Here is a 19222-nt window from a genome sequence, read left to right as displayed (position 1 = left end):
CTACGTACGTGAAAGGGCCCGGACCGTTTCGACGGTCCGGGCCCTTTCCCGTGTACGGCGGTTACGCGGCGGCCTTCTTGGCGCCGGAGAACGCGGCGGCCGCGGCGATCGCGAAGAACAGGAACGTCATCGGGTCGGCGTCGGACTTCCAGGCCTCGTTCACGACGTCGAGGTGCTGGAACAGCAGTTCCGAGAGGCTGACGGGGAAGTGCTTGGAGATGAGGATGGCCTCGCCGACCAGCTGGCCCGCGTAGACGGAGCCGAGGGCGAGGACCGCGCCGAGCACCGGCAGCGCGGGGTTGCGCCCGCCGACCTTGCCCGAGGCCCAGCCGATCAGGAAGCCGACACCGACGGCCGCGTAGCCGATCTCGTGCTTGGTGGCGCCGACGATCGCGCCGTAGACGCCCGCGCAGACGACGGCGGCCGCGATCGCGGTGAGCAGCCCGCCGGCGAAGTTGTCGCGGACCGGGGCGGGCGGCGGGACCGGGGCGTAGCCCGGGAACTGCGGCTGGGGCTGCTGCGGTGGCGGAAAGGACTGGCTCATCTTCGGATCCCCCCGAGGTAAGTGGACGTACGAGCCCGTGAATGCGCACGGCTGTGCGAGTGGGCGACCCGAAGAGTAGCAACCGGTGAGCGTGCCGGTGACCGGATTTCAGAGTCGGTGGGCGGCGCCCCCGGGCGTGACCCCCCGGGTGTCGAGCAGCAGCTGGGCCTTGACCGAGAGCCCCTGGAGGTCGTACGTGCGGTGGGGCTGGAGCAGCACCGTGAGGTCGGCGTGGGCGGCGGCCTCGTAGAGCGAGTCCGCGCGCGGTACGGGCTGGTCGCGCACGCGCCAGTCCGGGATGTGCGGGTCGTGGTAGCTCACCGCCGCGCCGAGGTCGATGAGCCGCCCCGCGATCTCGGCGGCCGGGGAGCCCTCCAGATCGGCGAGGTCGGGCTTGTAGGTGACGCCGAGCAGCAGTACGCGCGCGCCCCGGGCGGACTTGCCGTGCTCGTTCAGGAGCGTGGTGGAGCGCTGGATGACGTACTGCGGCATGTGCGCGTTGATCTCCCGGGCCAGCCCCACCATCCGCAGGCCCGTGTACGGCAGCGGGGTCGGGTCGAGCGGGACGCCGTGGCCGCCGACGCCCGGGCCCGGGCGGAACGGCTGGAAGCCGAACGGCTTGGTCTCGGCGCACCGGATCACGTCCCACAGGTCCACGCCCATGTCGTGGCAGAGCACGGCCATCTCGTTGACCAGCGCGATGTTGACCTGGCGGTAGTTGGTCTCCAGGAGCTTGGCCATCTCGGCCTCGCGGGTGCCGCGGGCGCGGACCACCTTGTCGGTGATCCGGCCGTAGAACGCGGCGGCGGACTCGGTGCAGGCGGGGGTGAGACCGCCGATGACCTTGGGGGTGGTGGCGAAGCCGTGCGTGCGGTTGCCGGGGTCGAGGCGGCTGGCGGAGTAGGCGAGGTGGAAGTCGCGCCCGGCCCGCAGCCCCGAGCCCGTTTCGAGCAGCGGACGCAGGAAGTCCTCGGTGGTGCCGGGGTACGCGGCGGACTCCAGGATCACGGTGGTGTGCGGGCGCAGCCTGGCCGCGAGCGTCCGGGCCGCGTCGGCGACGGCGGTCAGGTCCAGGGTGCGGTCCGCGCCGAGCGGGGTGGGGGCGCAGATCACGGCGGTGCGGACCCGGCCGAGCTCGGCCGGGTCGGTGGCGGCGCTGAAGCCCCCCGAGAGCATCCGGCGCAGCTCGGCGGCGGTCAGGGAGCCGTCGACCGGCGGGCGGCCGGCGCGGAGTTCGGCCAGGACGCGGGGGTCGGTGTCATGGCCGACGGTCTCGATGCCCGCGGCGGCGGCGGCCTGGGCGAGGGGCAGGCCGAAGTGGCCGAGTCCGATGACGGCGAGGTCTGCGGGCATGCGGGGGACCGTCCTTCCCATAACCGGAGGGGACATGGCGCGCAAGCCCTGTGGACAGAATGAGCACGCGCGATATCACACTAAGAGTAAATATGACCCTTATGTCGCATTGCAGGCCCGGGGTTGTCCGAGTGTTGTCCACAGGCGGTGGCCGATGTCGGTGGTCGCGTCCAGAATCGAGTGTGTGAGCCAGACCACCCCGATCAACGGGAGGCACCCGTGAGGACAGCGACACTGGGACCGGTGCAGCGCGCCGAGGCGCTCGCCGCGATGGCCGAGCGCGAGCTCGACGTGCTGGTCGTCGGCGGCGGGGTGGTCGGCGCGGGCACCGCGCTGGACGCCGTGACCCGAGGGCTCTCGACCGGCCTCGTCGAGGCGCGGGACTGGGCCTCGGGCACGTCCAGCCGGTCGAGCAAGCTGATCCACGGCGGGCTGCGCTATCTGGAGATGCTGGACTTCGCGCTGGTCCGTGAGGCGCTGAAGGAGCGCGGGCTGCTCCTGGGGCGCCTCGCCCCGCACCTGGTGAAACCGGTGCCGTTCCTCTACCCGCTCCAGCACAAGGGCTGGGAGCGGTGGTACGCGGGCTCGGGCGTGGCGCTGTACGACGCGATGTCGGTCTCATCCGGCCACGGCCGGGGCCTGCCGGTCCACCGCCACCTCTCCCGCCGCAGCGCCCTGCGGGTCGCGCCCTGCCTCAAGAAGGAAGCGCTGGTCGGGGCGCTGCAGTACTACGACGCGCAGATGGACGACGCCCGCTTCGTGGCCACGCTGGTGCGGACGGCCGCGAGTTACGGGGCGCACGCCGCCAACCGGGCCCGGGTGACCGGGTTCCTGCGCGAGGGCGAGCGGGTGGTCGGGGCGCGGGTGCGCGACGTGGAGGGCGGCGGGGAGTACGAGATCCGCGCCAAACAGATCGTCAACGCGACGGGGGTGTGGACGGACGACACCCAGGCGATGGTCGGCGAGCGCGGCCAGTTCCACGTCCGGGCCTCCAAGGGCATCCATCTGGTGGTGCCCAAGGACCGGATCCACTCCACGACCGGGCTCATCCTGCGGACCGAGAAGTCGGTGCTCTTCGTGATCCCCTGGGGGCGCCACTGGATCGTGGGCACCACCGACACGGACTGGGACCTGGACAAGGCCCACCCCGCGGCCTCCAGCGCGGACATCGACTACCTCCTCGAACACGTCAACTCGGTGCTCGCGGTGCCCCTGACCCGGGACGACGTCCAGGGGGTGTACGCGGGCCTGCGCCCGCTGCTCGCCGGGGAGTCGGACGCCACCAGCAAGCTCTCCCGCGAGCACACGGTGGCGCACCCCGTGCCGGGGCTCGTGGTCATCGCCGGCGGCAAGTACACGACGTACCGCGTGATGGCGAAGGACGCGGTGGACGAGGCGGTGCACGGCCTGGACCAGCGGGTCGCGGCCTGCGTCACCGAGGACGTGCCCCTGCTCGGCGCGGAGGGCTACCGGGCGCTGTGGAACGCGCGCGCGAGGATCGCCGCGCGCACGGGGATCCATGTGGTCCGCGTGGAGCACCTGTTGAACCGGTACGGATCGATGACCGAGGACCTCATCGAGCTGATCGTGGCCGACCCGTCGCTGGGGGAGCCGCTCGGCGCGGCGGAGGACTATCTGCGGGCCGAGATCGTCTACGCCGCCTCGCACGAGGGCGCCCGCCACCTGGACGACGTCTTGACCCGGCGGACCCGGATCTCCATCGAGACCTTCGACCGGGGCACCCTGTCGGCCCGGGAGTGCGCGGAGCTGATGGCGCCGGTCCTCGGCTGGGACGCGAAGCAGATCGAGAAGGAGGTGGAGCACTACGAGAAGAGGGTGGAGGCGGAGCGCGAGTCGCAGCGCCAGCCGGACGACCTGACGGCGGACGCGGCGCGGCTGGGGGCGCCGGACATCGTGCCGATCTAGGGAGAAGTCGGGGCTAGGGGGTGGCCGGGCAGAACTCGGCGTCGAGCAGCGAGAGTTCGAGGGAGGGGCTGAGGGCGATGTCCGTGTTGATACGGAAAACGGCGGTGTGGCGGCCGTCGGCGGTGGCCGCCGCGCGGACCAGGCTGCCGGATATATGCCCGTTGTGGCCCCAGACGGTGAGGCCGCAGGAGAGCCGCTGCGGATAGACGCCCAGGCCGTAGACACCGTGGGTGGCGACGGTGTCGAGCAGTTCGCGCTGCTGGGGCGCGGGCAGCAGGGCGCCGCCGAGCAGGGCCGCGTAGAAGCGGCTCAGATCGGTGAGCGTCGATATGAGCTCACCGGCGGCCCCGGCCCCGCGCGGGTCGAGGTCGGTGACGTCGTGGCCGTCGGGGGAGTACGCGCGGCTGTGCGGGGTGGGGAGCGTGGTGCGGGCACCCGGGAAGGAGGTGCCGGTGAGACGGAGGGGGGTGATGATGCGGCGTTCGGCCTCGGCGGCATAGGGATGACCGGTGACCTGCTGAACGACCATGCCGAGGACGACGTAGTTGGTGTTGGAGTAGGCGTAGGTGCCGAGCGGGCCGGGGGAGTGGGCGAGCGCGGTGCGGACGGCTTGCGAGGGGGTGAGGGGAACCGGGACGGTGCTGTCGGCCGTGTAGGGGAACAGACCGCTGGTGTGGGAGAGCAAGGAGCGCAGGGTGAGGTGGCGGCCGTCGTTTCCATGGCCGCGTATCAGGCCCGGCAGATGTTGTTCCACCGTGTCGTCGAGGCGCAGCCTGCCCTCGGCGGCGAGCTGGAGCACCACCGTCGCGACGAAGGACTTGGTGACGCTGCCCGCCCGGAAACGGTCGTCGCGGCCGAGCCCGGATCCGGCCGTGCCGAAGCGGGAGCGGTGGCCATCGTCGGTGAGCAGGGCGGCGGCCGGGGCGCCCGCGTCGGTGACCAGCCGTGCCAGCGCTGTGGCCTGCGGGTCTTTCAGACCGGTGCGGTCCGGGCGGCCCGGATCGCCCGGCAGGACGGGTGTGCCCAGGCCGCAGAGCACCACGGCCAGGGGCACGGTGAGCAGCGCCCGGAGTGTCGGCATGGTGGTGGTCCCCCTTCCGGAGCCATCTTGGCGGACGGCGGACCCGGGACAATCATTGGTCCCGACGTGAGAGACAATGGACGCTCTGCCAGGGCGGGTGCCGCTCCCCCGGGGGCCAACCCCCGGACCCCCGGCAGGAGAAGCAGGTCGGAGCGGTGAACCGGGCCGCCTCACGAGGCAAGTTGCGGGAGCCGTCGGCCGGAACGCGGTCGGTGGGGGCGCGGATCAGGGATCGCAGAGGGGACGCATGTCGGAGGCGGAGCAGTCGCGGGAGCCCCAGCGGGACGAGCGGAAGGAGTCCGGCGGGAAAGCCGAGGGACGACTCCTGGCCGAGCGGTACCGGCTCGGGGATGTGCTCGGCCGTGGCGGCATGGGTACGGTCTGGCGTGCCGTCGACGAGACGCTGGGCCGCACCGTCGCCGTCAAGGAGCTGCGCTTTCCCAGCAGCATCGACGACGAGGAGAAGCGCCGGCTGATCACGCGCACCCTGCGCGAGGCCAAGGCGATCGCCCGGATCCGCAACACCAGCGCGGTCACGGTCTACGACGTCGTGGACGAGGACGACCGGCCGTGGATCGTCATGGAGCTCGTCGAGGGCAAGTCGCTCGCCGAAGCGGTGCGCGAGGACGGGGTGCTGACGCCGCGCCGGGCCGCCGAGGTCGGGCTCGCCATCCTCGACGTACTGCGCTCCGCCCACCGCGAGGGCATCCTGCACCGCGATGTGAAGCCGTCCAACGTGCTGATCGCCGAGGACGGCCGGGTCGTGCTCACCGACTTCGGCATCGCCCAGGTCGAGGGCGACCCCTCCATCACCTCGACGGGCATGCTCGTCGGCGCGCCCTCGTACATCTCGCCGGAGCGCGCCCGCGGCCACAAGCCCGGCCCGGCCGCCGACCTGTGGTCGCTCGGCGGCTTGCTCTACGCGTGCGTGGAGGGCGTCCCGCCGTACGACAAGGGCTCCGCGATCGCGACGCTGACCGCGGTGATGACCGAGCCGGTGGACCCGCCGACGAACGCGGGACCGTTCCTGGAGAAGGTCATCTACGGCCTGCTCGCCAAGGACCCCGAGCAGCGGCTCGACAACGAGGCGGCGCGGGCGCTGCTCACCGAGGTGCTCCACGCCCCGGAGCAGCCCGTGCGGGCGCCGGAGCCGGTGTCGTCCGAGGTGACCCGGGTCGTCGCGCTGCCCCCCGTGCCCGGCGAGGCCAAGGGCGACGCGGGCGCCAAGGCGAAGGAGGTGGCCGACGCGGCCGCCGACCGGATGCGCGGCGCGTTCAAGTCCGTGCGGAACGCGGCAGCGGCCGCGCAGACCACGGCCAAGGAGAAGGCGAAGGACAAGGCGGCGGGCAGGACGGCCGCCAAGCCGCTCGCCACCGCCGGGTCGGCGCCCGTCGCGCCGTCGGCGCCGTCCGGGCCGCCCGCGCCGGTGCGGGCCCCGCTCACCGATGTCGTCCCGCGCCGGACGCTGGTGATCATCGCGGTCGTCGCGGCGCTGGCCGTGCTCGGGACGGTGCTCGCGGTCGCGCTCAGCGGCGGCGATGACGACAAGGGCAAGGGCGGCAAGAGCGACAACAAGGCGTCCAGCGGCGCCACCGCGGGCGGCGACGGCAGCGGCAAGGGCAAGACCGGCGGCACCCAGGGCAACGGCCAGCAGCAGGGCCAGGGGCAGACCCAGACCCAGGGCCAGAGCGGCGGCAAGACCTCCACGTCCCCCCAGACCCCCGGGCCGGGGTCCGCGTCGGGGGGCAACGGAGCGGGCGCCGGGCTGCCCAGCGGGTACTCGATGCTCACCGACGCCGACTTCCACTTCTCCATGGCCATGCCCGCCGGGTTCCACCGCACCGGCATAGCCGGGCGCAACTCCGGCGGCATATACAGCGCCAACGGCGGCTTCCCGAGCGTCCAGGTCGACTTCAACTCGAAGCCGACCGACGACGCCCGGCGGGCCTGGCTGGAGCTGGCCGGCGCGGTCGCCGGGAGCAGCAGCAACTACCACCTGCTCGGCATCCAGAAGGTCGACTACAAGGGATACCCGACGGTCGCCGACTGGCAGTTCGAGCGGGACCAGAGCGGCGAGCGGGTACGCATACAGAACCGTGGCTTCAAGGTCGACGGTTCGCACGGCTACGCGATCATGGTCACCTGCAAGACGGCCGAGTGGGACACCGACGCGTGCGTGACGCTGCGCAAGACGGCGTTCGACACGTTCAGCCCCAAGGACTGAGCAGGCCACGTATCGTGAGAGCTCGCGGACCGTACGCAGCCACAATGGGCCGGTAATCGACCGGAATTGACGGGTTCGGGGGAACAGCGCGCTGTGGGGAGGCGTCGTGGACGACTACGCGGGTCGGGTGCTCGCCGACCGCTATCGGCTGCCGCTGCCTTCCTCCGACGAGTACGAGCCCGTCGAGACCCGGGCCTTCGACACCTACAGCGGACAGGAAGTCCTGGTGCGGCAGGTGCCGTTGCCGGAGGTCGTGGACGCGGAGGTGCAGGGCGCGGACGGGCGGTACGGGGACGGGTACGGCGCGGGAGCCGCGCGGCGGCCCGCCGACCCCGCCCTGCGGCGCGCGATCGAGGCGGCCCAGGCGGCCGCGCAGATCCCCGACCACCCCCGGCTCGACCAGGTCTTCGACGTCTTCGCCGAGGACGGCTCGCTCTGGATCGTCAGCGAGCTCGTCATGGCCCGGCCGCTGGCCGCGCTCCTCGCCGAGCAGCCGATGGCGCCGTACCGGGCGGCGGAGGTCGCCTCCGACGTACTGACCGCGCTGCGCGTGCTGCACGCGCACGGCTGGACGCACCGCAACATCACCGAGCGCACGGTGTTGATATGCGACGACGGCCGCGTGATGCTGACCGGCCTGGCGGTCGGCGCGGCGGAGGAGGCGCTGTGCGGCTATGTGGTGGTGCCGCCACCGCCTGGTGAGGAGAGCGACGACTTCGGCGTGCCCGGGGCGGCGGGTGCGGCTGACACCGCCGAGGCCGCGTGGCCGGACTCCCCGGGCTACCCGGACGCCCCGGATTCGCCGTATGCCCCGGACGCCCTGGGTCCCCCGGACTCCCCGGGCTTCGGCGGCCCGGACACGCCCGGCGCCCCCTACAGCGGCCCCGAACGTCCCGACCGCCTCGACCGCCCCGCCGGTGCCCGCCCCGACCCGCACCTCGGCCCGGCCGCCCAGGTGGCCCCCGCGCCGCACCCCGCCCCCCTGCCCTCGACCAGGGCGCCGGCCCTGCCCGCGGGGTGGTCTCCGGCGGGGCCGAGCGGTGATGAGCAGGGTGGTGGCACCTCGGGAGGCACGCGGGCCGGGGCCATCGCGGCGTACCGGGCCGGGGCGCGGGCCGCCGCGCGCGTGGGCGACGACGGGGCCGTGCTGCCGGTGCCGCGGTCCGAGCTCGCCCAGGCCGAGTTGGAGGGGGTCTGGCGCGACGCCGCCGACCACGGCATGTACGACCCGGTGAGCGGGACCCGGGTGCCGCGTTCGCCTGCGGTGACCTCGGCCGCGAGCCCGTACGCCGTGGAGGAGGGCCCGGACTCGGGGCGCACGAGGCGTGCGTACGACCCGGTGACCGGGCGCTGGGTCCCGCGCCCCGCGCAGCCCCGCCCGACGGACCCGCACACCGAAACCTCCGGCCGCCCGACGCCCCAACTCGGCCCCGCCCACCCGACGGACCCGCACGAGGAGGGCCCACCCGCCCAGGCCTCGTACGCCGAGGTCCAGCCTGCCCAGGCCGGGCACGCCCACGGCCCCGGCGCGCAGATCCCCCACGCCCAGGGCCCCTACGCCCAGGCCCCGCACGCCCAGCACCCCCACGCCCAACTCCCGCGCCTCGAAGTCCCGCACGCGCAGCCCACGCACCCCGACGCGTCCCGGACCGATCGGCACTCCCAGCCCCCGGCCACCACCGGGCCGCCGCCCTCCGCCGAGCCGCGGCCCGCGCTTCCGCACGCCGTCGGGGCCGGGGCCGAGGCGTTGCGGGCCGATGCCCAGCGGCAGACGCACGTCAGTGCGCCCGCGCCCGCCCGGCAGGTCGGCTGGGAGGCGGCCGTCCCGCAGCGGCCCGGGGGCGGGTACCGGGGCCCCGCCACGCGGCTCGCCGCCGAGCGGGCGCGGCAGACGCGGATCGCCGTCGTCGGGGCCGTCACCGAGCGGTGGGCGCCCGAGCAGGCCGGGCCCGTGCACGAGAACTGGCGTCTGGCGCCGCCGATCGGGCCCGCCACCGATCTGTGGGCGCTGGGCGCGCTGCTCTTCCGGGCCGTACAGGGGCACGCACCGTACCCGGAGGAGAGCGCCGTAGAGCTGGTGCAGATGGTGTGCGGCGAGCCGCCCGCGTTCGCCGAGGAGTGCGGCCCGCTGCGGCCGGTCGTCGAGTCGCTGCTGCGCCAGGACCCCACCGAGCGCCCGGACTTCGAGGAGCTGCGCGGCTGGCTGCGCTCGATCGTGCGGTCCGCGCCCGAGCCGGACGCGGGCACCGAGGTCGTCCCGCTGCCCGCGCCCGACGCGACCCGGCTGCCGATCGTGCGGCGCCGGGGCGAGCTCGTCCGGCGCCGCCGCGCGGCCTCCGGCGAGCACGGCCGCCACCGCCAGCAGCGCCGTGCGCAGCCCCGCAGGCCCGACCGGCGGCCCGCCCCGGACCCGGCCGACTACGGCACGCTCAAGTCCACGCCCAGGTCCGCGCCCAAGTCCCGCCAGTCCGCGAAGCGTCCACGTACGCGCGCGCCCCGCTCGCTCGGCCGCACCCTCGTCCTGCTCGTCCTGCTGCTCCTCGCCGCCGCGCTCGCGTACGCCGTGTTCTTCATGCCCAAGGCCGGGACGAAGGACGAGGGCGAGGCCGACAACGGGGGCGCCCCGTCCGCCCGTCCGAGCACGAGCGCGCCGCCGGGCACGCCGGAGCCCAGCGCCTCCGCCCGCACCGGCACGCCGTCGACGCCGCAGACGCAGACCACCGCGCCCGGCGGACAGCCGCCCGCCAAGGGCTATGTGCTGCGCACCGACCCCGAGGGGTTCCGGACCGCGGTCGATCCGTCCTTCCAGCGGCGGCCCATCAACGACGCCGGACAAGTCCGTTATGTCGGCGGTGACTTCACTCTGCTCGTGGTGCCCGGCCGGGACGCGGTCAAGGACGTCGGCGACGACCCGCTCGCGTACCAGCGGGACAAGGAGCGCGAACTCCAACCGTTCCGGGACTCGGCCTGGGCCACCGCGGCGGGGCTGCGGCGGGTCGACATCGGCCGGAAGGTCACCGCCGAGGGGCAGTTCACCTGGCGCGACAGCACCGGACGTACGGTTTACGTCCGCAATCAAGTCATGATCATAAATGGCCGGTATCACCTCGTCGTCGTCATCGGTCCGGAGCCGCAGCGGGACAAGGTGACGGAGATCTATACGCAGGCCACGGCCGCCTACAGCGCCACTCGTTGAGGCTTCACAGGTTGCCTCAGACACATACCCCTTGGTAGGTGCGTCACAAGGTGCCCCCGAGGTTCCCTGGCCGGAATCCGCTCCGTAACCTTGCCCCTTAAGAACCGGCCGGGCGGGGGACGTGGAACAGAACCAGAGCAAGAGCGGCAAGGGCGCGGAAGCGGTGGCGACAGGGCTGCTGCTGGCCGGGCGCTACCGGCTCGGCGACACCATCGGCCGCGGCGGCATGGGCAAGGTCTGGCGCGCCCACGACGAGGTCCTGCACCGCACGGTGGCCGTCAAGGAGCTGACCGCCGCGCTGTACGTGGCGGAGGCCGACCGCGTGGTGTTGCACGCGCGTACGCAGAAAGAGGCGCGGGCCGCCGCCCGTATCACCCACCCCGGCGTGGTCACCGTCCACGACGTGCTCGACCACGACAACCGCCCCTGGATCGTGATGCAGTACGTCGACGGGCCCTCGCTCGCCGACGCCGTGAAGGCCTCCGAGACCGGGCGGATCGAGGCCCGCGAGGCCGCCCGCATCGGACTGCACGTCCTGGGCGCCCTGCGCGCCGCGCACGCCGCGGGCGTGCTGCACCGCGACGTCAAGCCCGGCAATGTGCTGCTCGCCCGCGACGCGCGCGTGCTGCTCACGGACTTCGGGATCGCCGCCATCGAGGGCGACGCCACGATCACCCGGACCGGTGAACTCGTCGGCTCCATCGACTATCTGGCGCCCGAGCGGGTACGAGGAGGACAGCCCGGTCCCGCCTCCGACCTGTGGTCCCTCGGCGCCACGCTCTACACGGCCGTCCAGGGCGAGTCGCCCTTCCGCCGCTCCTCGCCCATCTCCACCATGCAGGCGGTGGTGAACGAGGAGCCGCCGCCCGCCACGTACGCGGGCGCGCTGGCGCCGGTGATCACGGCCCTGCTGCGCAAGGAGCCCGAGGACCGCCCCTCGGCCGAAGAGGCCGAGCGGATGTTCCTGGAGGCGATGGAGGGACGCGAGCCGAAGGCGGCGCACGAGTACGTGCCGACCCGTCAGGTCTCCGAGTCCGAACTGCGTGCCGCCACCGCCCCGGCGGGCGCCTCCGGGACGGTCCGCGCCCCCGCCCCCGAAGCGGTCGCGCCCGCCCCCGCGCCCGTGCGCCCCGCCCGAAGAAGGCGCGGGCGGACCGTCGCCCTGGTGGTCGCGCTGGCAGCCGTCCTCGGCGGCGCCGCCGGTCTCGCCGCCCTGAAGTACCGCGACAGCGGCGGCGACTCGGGAACCACCACCACGACCCAGTCGCCGAGTGCCAAGCCCGGCAAGACGGCCAAGGGTGACGCGTCCGTGCCCGACGGCTGGAAGCGGGTGAAGGACCCGGCCGGGTTCAGCCTCTTCGTACCCGAGGGCTGGCGGCGCCAGATGTTCGGGAAGGAGACCGACTACACGCCGGACAACGGCCGCCACTACATACGCATCAGCATCGGCAAGCCCGACTTCGAGAACCCGTACACGCACCAGCTGGACCTGGAGAAGACGCTCAAGAAGCGGGTGCCCACGTACCAGCGGGTGATGCTGAAGCCCAACACCTTCCGGGACCAGGTGAACTCCGCGCTCTGGGAGTTCACCTTCGTGGAGAAGACGCGCTTCCCGGGCAAGCGGCACGCGATCGACCAGATGTACTTCGCCGACAACGGCACCGTCGAGTACGCGATCTACATGTCCGGGCCGGAGTCCGACTGGGCGACCACCCGAGAGCAGTTCGACACGGTGCTGCGCGGCTGGCGGCCGCCGCCGTCGAACTGACCAGCGTGCGGGCCGCGTCGCGCGCCCGCCCTGTCTCCGCGCCCGCCCCCGCTTCCCACGCCCGCCCGGTCGATCCCGTCTCGTGACCTCGCGCCCCGCTCCGGCACGGCCCCGTGCGGCATGATGGCCACAGGACCGAGCAGCTAGGGGAAGCGGTGCCCGCACCAACCAGTGATCCGCGTGGTGGCGCGGCCGAGGACCGTCTCATTGCCGGGCGTTACCGGCCGACGGCCCGGCTCGGCCGTGGCGGCATGGGCACCGTCTGGCGCGCCACCGACCAGCTCCTGGGCCGCCAGGTCGCCGTCAAGGAACTGCACCCCGACGGCGGCGCCCCCGCCACCGCCGCGCTGCGCGAGGCCCGTGCCGTGGCGCAGTTCAAGCACCCGCACGTCATCGTCGTCCACGACGTCGTCGAGCAGGACGGGCGCTCGTACATCGTGATGGAGCTGGTCGAGGGCGGTTCGCTCGCCGACCGGCTGCGCGGCAGCGGCCCGGTCGGCGCCCCCGAGGCGGCCCGGATCGGCATCGCGCTGCTGGGCGCGCTGAGCACCGCGCACCGCCAGGGCGTGCTCCACCGCGACCTCAAGCCCGCCAACGTCCTCCTGGAGGAGGGCACCGGCCGGGTCGTGCTCACCGACTTCGGCATCGCGCAGCTGCCGGGGTCCACCACGATCAGCGAGGACGGGGCGTTCGTCGGCTCGCCCGAGTACACCTCGCCGGAGCGCATGCAGGGCGCCGCCGCCGGGCCCGAGTCGGATCTGTGGTCGCTCGGCGCGCTGCTGTGCGCCGCCCTGAGCGGCGAATCCCCCTTCCACCGCGACTCGTTGGGCGGTGTGCTGCACGCCGTGGTCACCGACGAGATCCGCCCGCCCGAGGCCGCCGCCCCGCTGCTGCCCGTCGTGCGCGGCCTCCTGGAGCGCGACCCCGGGCGCAGGCTCGCCGCCGACGAGGCGCGGGAGTTGCTGCGCGCGTACGTGGCGACCGGCTCCACCCCCGTCGCGCCCAGGCACTACACACCGACCGAGCGGGTCGCCGTGGCGAAGCCGGCGGGCGGGTCCCGGACCCGGACCGCGCTGATCGCGGCGGCCCTGGTCGTCCTCCTCGGCGGCGCGGGCGCGACCGCCGCGGTGCTGCTGAGCGGCGACGACGAGGGCGGCCGGGTGCAGACCGCGGCGGGCGGCGGCGGGACGACGGCGACGGTCACCGCGTCGGTGTCCGCATCCGCCTCGGTGAAGCCCGGGCCGCCCGGCCCCACCGTGACGGTCACCCGCTCCGACGAGCCCACCCCGGTGGGCACGGCGCCCGCCGGGTACCGCCACGTCCGCGACCCCGACGGCTTCAGCCTCACGGTCCCGGCGGGCTTCGTCCGTACCACCGACGACAGACGCGTCTTCTACGTGTCGCCGGACGGGGCCTTCCGCCTCGGCATCCGGCTGCAGAACTCCGTCTCCGGCGGCCCGCTGGGCGTGATGCGCAACGCCCACGCCAACGGGCCCGACACCAACCCCGGTTACCGGGGCGGCAAGGTCGTCGCCACCACCCACCAGGGCCATGACGCGGCGCTGTGGGAGTTCAGCTGGAACGGCTTCAGCACGGCCGAGGGCCCCCGGCACACCTACGACGAGTGCTGGGACGAGAACGGGAAGATGTACGACGTGTGGGTCTCGGCGCCGGTCGGGCGGCTCGACGAGGCCAAGCGGCACTTCGACACCGCGCTCGACTCCTTCACACCGTCGGCCTGATCAGTCCGCTTTCCGCCGTGGCCGTGTCACGGCTCTGCATCCCCTGATGCGCCCCGGTTGGTGTCTGCACGAGCCGTTCGACAGGATGTGTGCATGACGAACGATGGGGGACGGGCGGACGAGCCCACCAGTTACGGCCTCCGGCCGCCGCAGCCCGTACCGCAGCAGCCGCCGGTGCCCGGGCAGTCGGCCGTACGGCAGCAGTACGAGCCGACGCAGGAGGTCAGCGGCGGGGACGCGAAGGCCGAGTCCGGCGCGGGCCGGGTGCTCGGCGGCCGCTACCGGCTCGTCGACCGCCTCGGCCACGGCGGGATGGGCACGGTCTGGCGGGCCCACGACGAGGTGGTGGACCGCGACGTGGCCGTCAAGGAGCCCCGCGTTCCCGACCACTTGGGCGAGCGCGAGCGGGCCACGGTCCATCTGCGGATGCAGCGCGAGGCGCGGGCCGCCGCCCGGATCGACCACCCCTCCGTGGTCACCATGCACGACGTGGTCGTCGAGGACGACAAGCCGTGGATCGTCATGGAGCTGGTGCGCGGCCACTCGCTCGCCGACCGGCTCCAGGAGGGCACCCTCGACGTCCGCGAGGCCGCCCGGATCGGGCTCGCGGTGCTCGGCGCGCTCTCCGCCGCGCACGAGGCGGGCGTCCTGCACCGCGATGTGAAGCCCGCCAACGTCCTGCTGGGGCGCGGCGAGAGGGTCGTGCTCACCGACTTCGGCATCGCCCAGGTCGAGGGCGAGCAGGGTCTCACCGAGACCGGCGCGTTCGTCGGCTCGCCCGAATACATAGCCCCGGAGCGGGTGCTCGGCCAGCGGCCGGGCCCGGAGTCGGACCTCTGGTCGCTCGGCGTGGTGCTGTACGCGGCGGTCGAGGGCGTGTCCCCGTACCGGCGCAGCAACACCCCCGCCACCCTCCAGGCGGTCCTCTCCGCCGAGCCGCAGATGCCGGCGAGGGGCTCGGGCGCCTTCGGCACGCTGGTGATGCAGCTGCTGCGCAAGGACCCGGCGGCGCGGCCGGGACCGGCCGAGATCCGCCAGACCCTGGAGTCGGCCGCCCACCCGGCGCCCGCCTCGCTCGCCGCGACCCGGCTGCTCGCCGACGCGGGCGCGGGCGCGGCCGAGGGGCTGCGCGCCTGGGTCCCGCCGGTCCTGGCCCGCAGCCGGCGCGCCCGGTACGGCCTCGGCGGCGGGGCGCTCGCGGTGGCGGCGGCCCTGGTACTGGCCCTCGTCCAGCCGTTCAGCAGCGAGGGGTTGCCGTCGGGCTGGCAGGTGCGGCCGGAGAACGAGGTGCTCAACGCGGACGTGGCGGTGCCGGGCGAATACAGGCGGGTGCAGTCCGACAAGATCGCCGCACTCTGGTACTACGACCCCAGCGGGATCTTCGAGATCGACTTCTGGCGCACCGACACCGCCACCGAGAAGGACGCGGTCGGGGCCTCGGCCGGCGCCTGGGAGGCGCACTACAACGAGGGCGGTGACCAGAAGACGGAGATGAGGAACGCCCGGGTGACCTCCAAGAGGACCAAGTTCCAGGGCAAGGACGCCGCCGAGGTCGTCACCGACTTCGTCCCGTACAGCACGTCGACGAGCGAGACCGACCCGTACCGCTTCAAGTACTACGAGCTGCTCGTCCCCGGGAAGGGTTCGGTCTACTGGCGGATGCGGGTGCGGATGCCCGCCGAGGGGCAGGCCGCGAAGGACGGCGAAAAGCTGTTCGCACAGGTGCGTGACGGGCTCAAGATCCGTGGCCTGTAAGAGGCCCATTGCAGGCACAACGCGCTGATCAGCGCTTATGTCGCCAGTGGTCGCTGGCGCGGTGGTGAGGGTTCCGAAAAGTGTTACCGGCGGGTACCCAAACCGCCGTGCCCGGCATACGCTCGCCCCATGACGGACTCGCAGGCCACGCCCTCCAGCACCCGTACGAACCCGGTCGCCGCCGCCCCGGCGGGTGCCCGCACCGCCGCCGATGTGGTCACCCCGGAGGTGGTCGCCAAGCTCACCCGGGGAGTGGCCGGCTCCGGCCGTACGGCCAACCACACGCCGTTCACCGGCGAGAAGCTGGCGGACCTGCCCGAGTCCACGCTCGACGACGTCGCCGGGGCCTTCGCGCGCGCCCGCGCCGCCCAGCCCGCCTGGGCCGCGACCCCGGTCCGGCAGCGCGCCGCCGTGCTGCTGCGCTTCCACGACCTGGTCCTCGCCCGCCAGGCCGAGGTCCTCGACCTCATCCAGCTGGAGACCGGCAAGGCCCGCCTCCACGCGCACGAGGAGGTCCAGGCCGTCGCCGTGGCCGCGCGCCACTACGGCCGCAAGGCGCCCGCGTATCTGCGGCCCAAGCGGCACACCGGTGTGGTGCCGACCCTCACCAAGGTCACCGAACTGCGCCAGCCGCGCGGGGTGGTGGGGCAGATCGCGCCCTGGAACTATCCGTTCGAGCTGTCCGTCGGCGACGCGCTGCCCGCGTTCGTCTCCGGCAACGCCGTGGTGATGAAGCCCGACACCGAGACCGCGCTCACCGCGCTGTGGGCCCGTGACCTGCTCATCGAGGCGGGCCTTCCCGCCGAGGTGTTCCAGGTGGTGCTCGGCGAGGGCCCGGTCGTCGGCCCCGAGGTCGTCAAGCACGCCGACTACGTCTCCTTCACCGGCTCCACCCGCACCGGCCGCGAGGTCGCCCAGGGCGCGGCGGCCCGACTGGTCGGCGTCTCCCTTGAGTTGGGCGGCAAGAACGCGATGCTGGTGCTGCGCGACGCCGACGTAGAGAAGGCGGCGGCGGGCGCCGTCCGCGCCTGCTTCTCCTCGGCGGGCCAGCTCTGCATCTCGATCGAGCGGCTGTACGTCCACGAGTCGATCGCGGACGCCTTCGTCGAGCGGTTCGCCGCCCGCACCAAGGCGATGCGGCTCGGCAACTCCCTCGCGTACGGCGCCGACATGGGCTCGCTGGTCGGCGAGAGCCAGCTGGAGACCGTCACCCGGCACGTCGAGGAGGCCGTCGCCAAGGGCGCCCGCCTGGTCGCGGGCGGCGTCGCCCGCCCCGACATCGGCCCGCTCTTCTACGAGCCGACGATCCTGGACGGCGTGGAGGCCCCGATGGCCGTCTGCACCGAGGAGACCTTCGGCCCGGTCGTCTCCCTCTACCGGTTCACCGACGAGGACGAGGTGATCGAGGCCGCCAACGCGACCCCGTACGGTCTCAACTCCTCGGTCTGGACGACAAACTCGAAGCGCGGCCACGAGGTCGCCGCCCGGCTGCGCACCGGCACGGTCAACATCAACGAGGGGTACGCCCCGGCGTACGGCAGCGTCCAGTCCCCGATGGGCGGCATGAAGGACTCCGGCCTCGGCCGCCGCCACGGCTCCGAGGGCATCCTCAAGTACACCGAGGCCCAGACCGTCGCCCAGCAGCGGATCCTGCCGCTCGCGCCGTCCTTCGGGATGGACGACGAGAAGTACGCCGCGTTCATGAGCCGCAGCCTCAAGGCGATGAAGGCCCTGCGCCTGCGCTGACCCCCCGTCCGTTCCCCGTTCCGCCCCGCCCTTTCTGTTTCGTACGAGGAGAGCCGATGCCCCAGGAGACGCGCGCCCGGAACCAGGGACTCCAGGAAGACGACGAGGCCTACGACTACGACGTGCTGGTCGTCGGCTCCGGATTCGGCGGCTCGGTGACGGCCCTGCGCCTGACCGAGAAGGGCTACCGGGTGGGGGTCCTGGAGGCGGGCCGCCGCTTCACGCCCGCCACGCTGCCCAAGAACTCCTGGGACATCAAGAACTACCTCTGGGCGCCCAAGCTGGGGATGTACGGGATCCAGCGCATCCATCTGCTCGGCAACGTGATGGTGCTCGCGGGCGCGGGCGTCGGCGGCGGGTCGCTGAACTACGCCAACACCCTCTACGTACCGCCGAAGCAGTTCTTCGACGACCCGCAGTGGAAGGACATCACCGACTGGCAGGAGGAGCTGACCCCGTACTACGAGCAGGCCAAGCGGATGCTCGGGGTCCGGCTCAACCCGACCATGACCCCTTCCGACGTGCATCTGAAGGCGGCCGCGCAGCGGATGGGCGTGGGCGACACCTTCCACATGGCGCCGGTGGGCGTGTTCTTCGGCGACGGGGAGGACGCGGACGGGACGGTGAAGGCGAAGCCGGGGGAGACGGTCGCCGACCCGTACTTCGGCGGGGCGGGCCCGGCCCGCAAGGCGTGCACCGAGTGCGGCGAGTGCATGACGGGCTGCCGCCACGGCGCGAAGAACACCCTCAACGAGAACTACCTGCACCTCGCCGAGAAGGCGGGCGCGGTGGTGCACCCGATGACGACGGTCGTCTCGGTCACCGACGACTCGCAGGGCGGGTACGCGGTCGCCACGCTGCCCACCGACAACCGCAAGAAGGACGCCGGCCGCCTCTTCAAGGCGCGGCGCGTGGTCATCGCGGCCGGGACCTACGGCACCCAGACCCTGCTGCACCGCATGCGTTCGAGCGGTCGGCTGCCGTACCTCTCCAAGCGGCTCGGCGAGCTGACCCGCACCAACTCCGAGGCGCTGGTGGGGGCGCAGACCAACAACCGCCGCTACCGCAAGGCGCACGGCGCGGCCAAGGCCGACTTCACCCGCGGCGTCGCCATCACGTCCTCGGTCCACCCCGACGAGAACACCCACATCGAGCCGGTCCGCTACGGCCGGGGCTCGAACGCGATGGGCGGTATGTCGATCCTCCAGGTGCCGTACGCGGAGGGATCCTCGCTGGCCCTTGGCTGGCTGGCGAACGCGGTCAAGCACCCGACGCTGCTGGCCCGTTCGCTCAGCAACCACCGCTGGTCGGAGCGGACCATCATCGGCCTGGTGATGCAGTCGCTCGACAACTCACTGACCACGTATCTGAAGCCGGACGGCGTTGGCAAGGGCCTGCTCACGGCCCGCCAGGGCCACGGCGCGCCCAACCCGAAGCAGATCCGGGCGGCCTCCGAGGCGGCGACCGCGATCGCCGCCGAGATCAACGGCTTCGCCGGTTCGAACGTCGGCGAGCTGATGGGCACCCCGCTGACCGCGCACTTCCTGGGCGGCTGCCCGATCGGGGCGTCGGCGCGGGAGGGCGTGATCGACCCGTACCACCGCCTCTACGGGCACCCGGGGATCTCGGTGGTCGACGGCTCGGCCGTCTCGGCGAACCTGGGCGTCAACCCGTCGCTGACGATCACGGCGCAGGCCGAGCGGGCGATGTCGCTGTGGCCGAACAAGGGCGAGGCCGACCCGCGCCCGGCCCAGGGCGAGCCGTACGTACGGGTCGAGGCCGTGGCGCCGAAGGCTCCGGCGGTCCCGGCGGACGCGTTCGGCGCGCTGCGGCTGCCGTTCCTGGGGATGCCGGCGGTGCCGCCCAAGAACGCCGAGTAGGTCGACA

The 19222-nt window shown here is 73.3% G+C and carries 11 protein-coding genes; 8 read left to right on the top strand and 3 right to left on the bottom strand.

The genetic code is table 11. The annotated features are described in order from the left end of the window. Positions 1–61: 61 nt before the first annotated feature. Both QIY60_RS09490 and QIY60_RS09485 read right to left on the bottom strand, forming a co-directional pair. The gene (locus QIY60_RS09490) at positions 62–544 is read right to left on the bottom strand and encodes a hypothetical protein (RefSeq protein ID WP_283142024.1); all 483 of its coding nucleotides are present in this window, start codon (positions 542–544) and stop codon (positions 62–64) included. A 108-nt stretch (positions 545–652) separates the two neighbouring features. Further along, positions 653–1897, bottom strand: a complete 1245-nt coding sequence (locus tag QIY60_RS09485; RefSeq protein WP_283142023.1) for a nucleotide sugar dehydrogenase — start codon at positions 1895–1897, stop codon at positions 653–655. Between the two features lie 219 nt (positions 1898–2116). Here QIY60_RS09485 and QIY60_RS09480 point away from each other — a divergent pair, with 219 nt between their 5' ends. Next, on the top strand, positions 2117–3823 hold the full coding sequence (locus tag QIY60_RS09480; protein WP_283142022.1) for a glycerol-3-phosphate dehydrogenase/oxidase: 1707 nt from the start codon (positions 2117–2119) through the stop codon (positions 3821–3823). A 13-nt stretch (positions 3824–3836) separates the two neighbouring features. On the opposite strand, the gene QIY60_RS09475 is transcribed toward QIY60_RS09480, so the two are convergent. After that, complete coding sequence (locus QIY60_RS09475; RefSeq protein WP_283142021.1) at positions 3837–4904, bottom strand: serine hydrolase domain-containing protein; 1068 nt, start codon at positions 4902–4904, stop codon at positions 3837–3839. A 247-nt stretch (positions 4905–5151) separates the two neighbouring features. Between QIY60_RS09475 and QIY60_RS09470 the strand changes: the two genes are divergently transcribed. The 7 genes from QIY60_RS09470 (at position 5152) to QIY60_RS09440 (ending at position 19215) form a co-directional block, all read left to right on the top strand. After that, positions 5152–7128, top strand: a complete 1977-nt coding sequence (locus QIY60_RS09470; protein WP_283142020.1) for a serine/threonine-protein kinase — start codon at positions 5152–5154, stop codon at positions 7126–7128. Positions 7129–7234: 106 nt separating this feature from the next. Beyond that, the gene (locus QIY60_RS09465; protein WP_283142019.1) at positions 7235–10324 is read left to right on the top strand and encodes a protein kinase; all 3090 of its coding nucleotides are present in this window, start codon (positions 7235–7237) and stop codon (positions 10322–10324) included. 226 nt (positions 10325–10550) lie between these two features. Further along, positions 10551–12092 (top strand): serine/threonine-protein kinase, encoded by a 1542-nt coding sequence (locus tag QIY60_RS09460; RefSeq protein ID WP_283145877.1) that lies wholly within the window; start codon positions 10551–10553, stop codon positions 12090–12092. A 251-nt stretch (positions 12093–12343) separates the two neighbouring features. Continuing rightward, the gene (locus QIY60_RS09455; protein ID WP_283145876.1) at positions 12344–13834 is read left to right on the top strand and encodes a serine/threonine-protein kinase; all 1491 of its coding nucleotides are present in this window, start codon (positions 12344–12346) and stop codon (positions 13832–13834) included. A 93-nt stretch (positions 13835–13927) separates the two neighbouring features. Beyond that, the gene (locus QIY60_RS09450) at positions 13928–15589 is read left to right on the top strand and encodes a serine/threonine-protein kinase (RefSeq protein WP_283142018.1); all 1662 of its coding nucleotides are present in this window, start codon (positions 13928–13930) and stop codon (positions 15587–15589) included. A gap of 129 nt (positions 15590–15718) precedes the next feature. After that, complete coding sequence (locus QIY60_RS09445; RefSeq protein WP_283142017.1) at positions 15719–17335, top strand: succinic semialdehyde dehydrogenase; 1617 nt, start codon at positions 15719–15721, stop codon at positions 17333–17335. 56 nt (positions 17336–17391) lie between these two features. Then, positions 17392–19215: a GMC family oxidoreductase gene (locus QIY60_RS09440; protein ID WP_283142016.1), complete on the top strand. Its 1824-nt coding sequence runs from the start codon at positions 17392–17394 to the stop codon at positions 19213–19215. Positions 19216–19222 lie beyond the last annotated feature (7 nt).

Source organism: Streptomyces sp. BPTC-684, assembly GCF_030028635.1.
Classification (GTDB): Bacteria; Actinomycetota; Actinomycetes; order Streptomycetales; family Streptomycetaceae; genus Streptomyces; species Streptomyces noboritoensis.
Note: the sequence above shows the minus strand (reverse complement) of the source record. Positions and strands in the feature narration are given on the sequence as shown.